This window comes from Acidovorax sp. GW460-11-11-14-LB4 (assembly GCF_059423685.1).
On sequence record NZ_JBWKYJ010000123.1, the window covers coordinates 1 to 7,080 of the forward strand.

The following is a 7,080-nucleotide window of genomic DNA, read 5'->3' on the forward strand; positions in this document are numbered from 1 at the left end:
GCTCAACGGCTCGGATTCGGTCTTCGTAGGAATACATGAACTACCTTCTAGTAGTCCAAGTTTTCGTCCGCACCCCCCTTGCTAAGTGAGTAGTCATCAGCGCCTGCCGCCAGTTCGCTGTCCATAGAAGCAGCCTTTGCGCTGGTTGTTGATTTCCATGCAACAGTAACCCACCGGGGGTCAGTGGGTCACTTCTGCGTGGAAATCAATACAAGAGTTCTGGAAAGCTGCCATGTACTTCTTCGGTTTTAGCGATTACTCGTTCTTTACGGCTCTCCGAGGAAACTCAGCCACATTCCCTTTTTTCAGCTGGTTGATCTTCCGTCGGAGCTCATCGTTCTCGGCCAATAGTTGCTGCACTCTCTCTTCAGCCTCCGCGCGCAAACGACGTGCCTCTTGCCAGTCGAGCTCACTGATGCGATAGGCCGTCAGTAAATCACCGTACAACTCTCGCCATTCCGAAACTCGCTGAGCAGCCCCTCTCTTCGCCTCACGCCTTGAACCGGCCTCAACCCCCTTTATGTTCAGTAGCCAAGGGTCCACGACCCTACTTTTAAACGTGTCCTTGTAGCTGGCTGCGAAGAGCGTTTTTGGCCCAATACCTGACCGGCGCACAAGCTCACTGAGATTCAATGCTCCACCATTCGAAGGATACAAGCCTTGGTTCGCTTTGATTTCCTGTTCGATAGTTCGCATGGCCTCAGTAACCTTCACCACAACCGCATCGCGACGCCGCTCGCCTTGCGCAACAGCGCTAGCTCGAATCTGGTCTTTCGCTGCATCCGAAAACTTCGAAGATGCTTTCTTTTTCATGCTTCGCATAGTCTTTCCGAACCGCATACGATTTGGACTCGAGGATCTTCCCGCCACTTCTGCTCTAGATCCGCAAAACGACCCAGATGCATTCGAACTTGGCCTGCCCAATACTCGGCAATAAGTTCCTTCCCACTCTTGGTCTCGCACTCCCAGTGCTCCAGTGCCTGCGAAATGCAGCGATCAACATCATTTCGCAACCAGGCCTGCTCAAGTCGGTAATCGCACGAGGTTTGGCAGTTGGCTGGATCTGCATGCCCGCGCTTTTTGTTACAAGGGCCAAACTGCGTCAATGCCTTTGTACACAATACTCCCGGTCGGACGAGATTCCATGTTGTCCCCCCCAGCGTCAGCACCTCCGCCAAGTCCCTAATGTCTTCAGCTCCCCAGTCCTTTGCGCTCTGGTGTAGCTGTTGGCCGTGCTCAGCAACTGCACGGCGAATCGTTGCAGCCGCCTTTCCACCATAGCCATCTCTCGACAAGCTGCCGCTTTGCGGCGGCTTAATCTCTGACGCTCCAGCATCGTCGCTTAGCAGGAAGCTCGACAAGTCGTCGGCACAGCGGATGACTCGGAGCTCACGCACTATCTCATCAATCTCCTCGGAAAGAGCTACATCGGTCAAGATGTAATAAATAGTCATCTCAATGTGCTCATGTCCAAAGACATCCTGCAAGATTTTTGGCGCTTGGACGATCGCGAGTGCCACAAGTCGAGCCAGCGATTTTCTCAACCTGTGAGGCCGAAGGCCTTGCCCGCCTGGTCTGGCGTCCAGGCACAGTGCAGCTGAGTAGTCTCTTAGAAGTGCTTGTAATATCTGGGCCGTTGCCGGCTGATTTCGCTTTCCCCAGCATGACCAGAGATTTGTTCCTGCTGGTACTTCCGATGGGCCAACAAATGGGCGTATGTGGCTCAAGGGTGACAAGCGCTCCAACAAAGATATGAGTTGGGCTTGCTGCAAAATCGCACTCTCAGCAAACTTTGGAAGCGGCCAATCGCGTAATTGCCCGTCATGGCGACGCACAAGCTTAAATGTGCGGCCATTTGCGAATGCGGTGCCATTGGGCGCATGGTGGATAGCACCGCGTTCCATGGTCAACAGTTCCCCAATACGAGTTCCAGTAGATAAACCCACAACAAAAAGGTGTGCCCCTTGCAGCACCTTAGCTAAGCCGAAAAGTTGGGCGGCGCCCCGAGGCGGCCATATCTCGGTTCGCTTCTTTTCATTGACGCAATATTGTTCTTGCTCGTGCGGCAGCGTGACCTTTGATGGAGGCACCTTTTTGATATGTGCCCCTCTCTGGCTCAGTTTGAGCTCAAAGGGCAGTTGGTCAATTGGCTGCCCGCGAGCGTCTATCCAGACTTGCGCCTTAAGGGCTGCGGCACATCGTTCGCTCAAAGTACGAACGTCTAATTTGAGATCGTGTGCCTCCTGCCAAAGGTCCTGAAAATCCGATAGGACGCGTAGGATGTTTGGGCCTAGATGCTCAATAATCCAATGCGATCTCTGCCCGATCTCGCACAAGTAGTTGTCTGGTAACGGTAGATGCGGCGCTCGAAGGATTTCTGGCTGAGTAGCCTCTGCTTGGCCTGATACTCGTGTCGATTTCTTTATGTCTACTCCGCTAGGTGGAGCATCCATCCATAGGCCGCGAGTGGAAGCTGCATGCATCCGTTTCATCTCTGCGAACACAACCTGCTTTGTTGAAGCTGAGAGCGGCATTGCGTTCACATCGTCCTTGGAGACAGACGCAAAGATCAAGGGTAGAAAACGCAATTTCTCTTCTTCGGGCATCGGTTTGCGGCCTTCGCCGACACCTGCCATCGCCTTGCTGATACCAACCGCAGCAAGAAAAGGAATGCTCTGGTGTGCGTTTTGCGCTATCACAGATGGGTCTAAACTATTGCGTCCATTGCCTAAATGGACAGGACCGATGCGGCAGAGCACAAAGTATCGATTGCAAGCTAGAACCGCTTGGTCTAACAGGTCTTCAAGAAGTGACTTAGATTCACAATCGTTCAGCGTTGAGTGCATCAAGGACCTCAACTCGCTAGGCAAGTTCGCTACCAAGCGTTCTTTTATACGAACTTCCCATGAGGACCTAGAGCCACTGGGGAACCATTCCCGCGGAGTCGACCAAGTTGTCCACTCTTCGCCGTGTCCGAGCAGCGACTTCAAGCGTTGTAGTTCGGCTTGAGTCATGTGCTGAATACTTTCGGCAGCGTGCTGCGCCAGCACGTGGCTTGACTTCGCTTCGAAATCCTTAAATGCTTCCTCCTGGACAACACGTTTAGCCATACGAATAACTAGTTTTCATCGAATCACCGTTGAACTCAGGAACGCGGTGCTCACCTTCTTCAATCCGCTGCACCCACTTGCTGAGCGCAGATTCAACAGCACTCGCATGGAAACCCAGTAAAGCTGTTTCCGTGTTCTCCATCTCGGTCTGCCAGGAGATCTCTTCACCTCGGTAGAAATGCTCAATCGGCGCTTGCGTGCGGAGGGCCCTCAGTTCGGCCAGTCGCATTGCGAGCCCGTCCAGCGATTCTGGCGCTATCACCGCATTTTCTAAGCACAAAGTGCATCGCTGCACTGTGCACAGTGTTCGTCCGTTAGGCTTGAATTGGGGGTCTAGGCGTGCGGGCGGACTGGTTGGGTCCTTGCAACTGACCCCTATCCTGCTCTTCTTCAGTTTCCGGTACTCTGCAAGACGCAAATGTTGCTCGGGGGTGATTTGCTCTCGTTCGATGATTTGTCGCAGAACTGTGTGGTCAAGTTGTCCGGAGGAGAAACACATGTTCCACATCTCGTCGGTGTAGGCTACAAAGGTGCGAGCGCTTTCCGCATTGACAATTTTGTTGTCAAGATATCTTGCGGTCGTGAAGGGCGAGCGATGGCCAAGCGCCTTTTGAACCGCTAGGACCGACCCCCCTGAAATGCGATACACGTACTCAGCGAAGATATCTCGAAAGTCACTGGCGTTCACCCTGGGGATTGGCGCCTCATTGGGAGTGCGGTGCTCGTTTACGCGCTCAACAATAATGCGCAGAATGGGAGTGTTCCGTTCATACTTATCGTAGGTCTCGGCATTGAGCGCTTCGATAGACCCTTTTGCCCTATAAAGCCAAATACTCCTCGATTTGCGCTGAAGCTCTAGAACCACGATACGAGCTTCTGTGACGGACGCGACGTCAGCATGCGTAGCTATCAGCTCGCTGAGGGTTATTTCCGCGACACGGAGACTCCGAACAAGCTCTTGCCGCAAAGGCCAAGTTCTTTCGACAAGTGTACGAATAACCTTCCCTGGAGAGCGGTCTGTTTTCCAGTCACCATGCATTATTTGGTCGGATACGCTTCGCGCTTTGTAACCTGTAATGATGTAACGGCTTGCATCCCTCGGATGATTACGAAGAAAGGGCATGCACTCAGGAATGGACGTGTCGGCGTCCACCGGTAGATCGAGAAGCGTTTGGACATTCCAGCCCCCACCTATTAGTGCGAGGTGAAAACCCATCTTGATTTCAAAGGCTGTCGGAAAGAACGCTGCAAACATCGTTTCGATTGCCAATCCATCCCGCCACAATGTTCGACCGGATCTCCCCGTTTTGTGCTCCCAATGTTTCTTGATTGCCTCCGTGGTGATAGTTCCCGATGCAAATAAGGGGCCTGCAAACTCCGCATTGAGCAGTAAATTCGCTTGCCCTTCACTTGCGGGCGCGCGATTTCCCGCGAGCATGTCATCGACTAGATTCCATCGATCGATTGCCTTAAACCACTCCCGCTTGATGCAAGTGAAAACGGCGCGCGACTGCGCCGGCGTTGGTATCTCTCGCGATGGTTTAAGCGATTCAGGTCCGTTCCAAGCAAGCGGACTCATGCCTTTGGCACGGCGCGTCATATCCGCAATCGATCTGAATGCAGAAAATGTTCCAGGGGAGAATCGCTGCACAGCCAATTGTTGGTGCAGATGCGTGAGATCCGTGACGCTCTTCGTGGGTGCAAAGACTAACTCAGGGGTATTGGTCGTTGTCTCCATCTCGTCAAACAGGCGCCACCAGAGCTTCAGATCTGCAACGCATCCTCTGCAAGTCTTCTCGCTTGCCCACATTAGTTTTTCTTGGATCGCAGGCAGCAATTCATGAATCAGTGACGGGCGCCCACTGTAGCTACCTAGCCACCGATCTTCTAGACCAGGCTTCTTAGGTCTTTCCTGGCCTACCTCTAGGTCGGTAAGATCAACAAGGAAGGGCTTGGTAGCATGTTGAGTCCAGAACTTTAGTGGGCTTCCCGTATGTTGGAGGTATCCCCGCGAATCAACGAGTGAAAGTTCCGCAAGTCGTGGCGTTTGATGATCCTTAGAAACCTTGCGAAGGGTCACGACTCATCCTCCGATTCGTCAAGCATCGCGGCTTGATAGCGTTCTGGCAGGGCTTCGCCGAGTTGATCGCTGACCCACTGAACATACAGCCTGGTCGTGTCACTGCTGATGTGACCAAGCTGCGGAACTATCTTCAGTTGAATTAACTCCGTTAGCAAAATAGCTGTCAGCGTGCCCTGCCCCTCGCACGTCAACTCTTGATGCTTTCGCCCGGCGCCAATTTCTTGCATTAGGGTTGAACAGGACCACCAATGCCTGCCTAGGTGTGGCGACCACTCTTTGTAGGGAAGTTGTCCAGATTTCCACGCGTTGTAGAAGCCCGAGACAGATTGCCGCACACCTTCCGGGTTCAGGAAAAGATGGACAGAGTTGTCCAGCCTTTCGCGCTGAGCTTTAAGACCACGAGCTTGTGCGACCCATTTTTGAAGCAGTCGAGGGCGCACGCGAGTGCGATAAGTATGTAGCTTCTCAGCTAAATGAAGTGGGATCTTGATCGTTCGCTTCGGGCCAATCTTGTCGCCGTGGTCATGTCCGTAGTCGCGACCTTTCGTGCCATAACGGAGGCTCACCGCCACCATTTGATGCTTGATGTCAGCCGTCGGATTCACGATTAGCCAGTCTGCTGGATCGACGGGAAGCGTATCAACACGCCAGGACGCAACTTCCTGTCGCCGAACCGCAGTCATCAGTACCGTTTCGCACATGAGCCCGAAAGTACGTCCCTTTTCAACGTAAATCGACTCCAGCCAACTATCCACCTCGAAATCGGTTGGCATTCGAAGCTCACTCGGTGCCTCTCTAACTCTACCCTTCCGAACTTGGTGAGTCCGCAAACGAGTGTCTCCTGTTGCACTTGCCCTCTGTGAGCGCAATGACCGGGTGACAAGTGGAACCACAACGGGCGAGCGCTTCCCTTTTGCAGCCATCCATTCAACGAAGTCCGTAGCCACGTCGACATACCGATTTACCGTCTTGGGACTCAATGGTCGTCCCGTCGATCCCCAAAGGCCTGCAACCAACTCAGTTTGGTAGTCACCATTGATGTGATCCACATAGTTGGCATTCATAGGGTTAACGCCCCGCGTTTCGCACCACTCAAGGAAGTTGCAAAGCCAACTGGCGTAGTTCCGAATGCTTTTTTCAGATGGGCGATTTCCCACTTCTCCTGGGCGCGACGGGTTCCACGTTCCCAGACCCCGTTCAACAAGGTACTCAGAGCCATCCCTGTGGATTCCAGGGCGAGAGTCAAGGATGAAGGGGAGACGTGCGACTCGACCAAACCCCGCTTTCTCCAGTTCAGCGGATCTCGGTTCGACCACTTTGAAGTTGTATTTCCCCATGGCTATTTCTGATGTGGTTTAGATAGAAGTACTAAAAATTGAGTACTACTATAAAGGTGCACATCGTGGCCTATTGCACCGACCTGGGTTTTGGCGCGGCGCGCGGGGCCGAGATGCTGTCGCTGATGCTGGCCTGCGGCATCGTCAGCCGCCTGGTGTCGGGCGTTATCTGCGACCGCATTGGCGGCGTGCGCACGCTGCTGCTGGGCTCGGCGCTGCAGGGCGTGGGGCTGGCGCTGTTTTTGCCGTTTGACGGGCTGGTGCCGCTATATGTCATCTCGGCGATGTTCGGGCTGTTCCAGGGCGGCATCGTGCCCGCCTACGCCATCATCATCCGTGAGTATTTCGCCCCACAGGAGGCCGGTGCGCGGGTGGGTGCGGTGATCATGGCCACGCTGATCGGCATGGCGCTGGGGGGCTGGATGTCGGGCTGGATCTTTGACCTGACGGGTAGCTACCGCGCGGCGTTTTTGAACGGCATGGCGTGGAACCTGCTGAATCTGTCGATCGTGGGGTGGCTGTTCTGGCGCGTGCGGGGCCAGTCGGGTGG

Annotated in this window: 4 protein-coding genes and 1 pseudogene; 1 reads left to right on the forward strand and 4 read right to left on the reverse strand. The window is 53.9% G+C overall.

Features of this window, described 5'->3' with window-relative positions:
* Nucleotides 1–255: 255 nt before the first annotated feature.
* Genes AC07X4_RS23515 through AC07X4_RS23530 form a run of 4 tightly spaced genes read right to left on the reverse strand, consistent with a single transcriptional unit; the run spans nt 256 to nt 5,966 of the window.
* Nucleotides 256–813 carry a hypothetical protein gene (locus tag AC07X4_RS23515; RefSeq protein WP_494741488.1) on the reverse strand — a complete coding sequence of 186 codons (558 nt, stop codon included), beginning with the start codon at nt 811–813 and terminating at the stop codon, nt 256–258.
* Nucleotides 810–3,110: a site-specific integrase gene (locus AC07X4_RS23520; protein WP_494741489.1), complete on the reverse strand. Its 2,301-nt coding sequence runs from the start codon at nt 3,108–3,110 to the stop codon at nt 810–812. Before AC07X4_RS23520 ends, AC07X4_RS23515 begins: the two co-directional genes overlap by 4 nt.
* Nucleotides 3,103–5,190 (reverse strand): site-specific integrase, encoded by a 2,088-nt coding sequence (locus AC07X4_RS23525; protein WP_494741490.1) that lies wholly within the window; start codon nt 5,188–5,190, stop codon nt 3,103–3,105. Before AC07X4_RS23525 ends, AC07X4_RS23520 begins: the two co-directional genes overlap by 8 nt.
* Nucleotides 5,187–5,966: a site-specific integrase gene (locus AC07X4_RS23530; RefSeq protein WP_494741491.1), complete on the reverse strand. Its 780-nt coding sequence runs from the start codon at nt 5,964–5,966 to the stop codon at nt 5,187–5,189. Before AC07X4_RS23530 ends, AC07X4_RS23525 begins: the two co-directional genes overlap by 4 nt.
* A gap of 617 nt (nt 5,967–6,583) precedes the next feature.
* Between AC07X4_RS23530 and AC07X4_RS23535 the strand changes: the two are divergent.
* Nucleotides 6,584–7,080, forward strand: a pseudogene (locus AC07X4_RS23535) (MFS transporter); the annotation flags it as partial.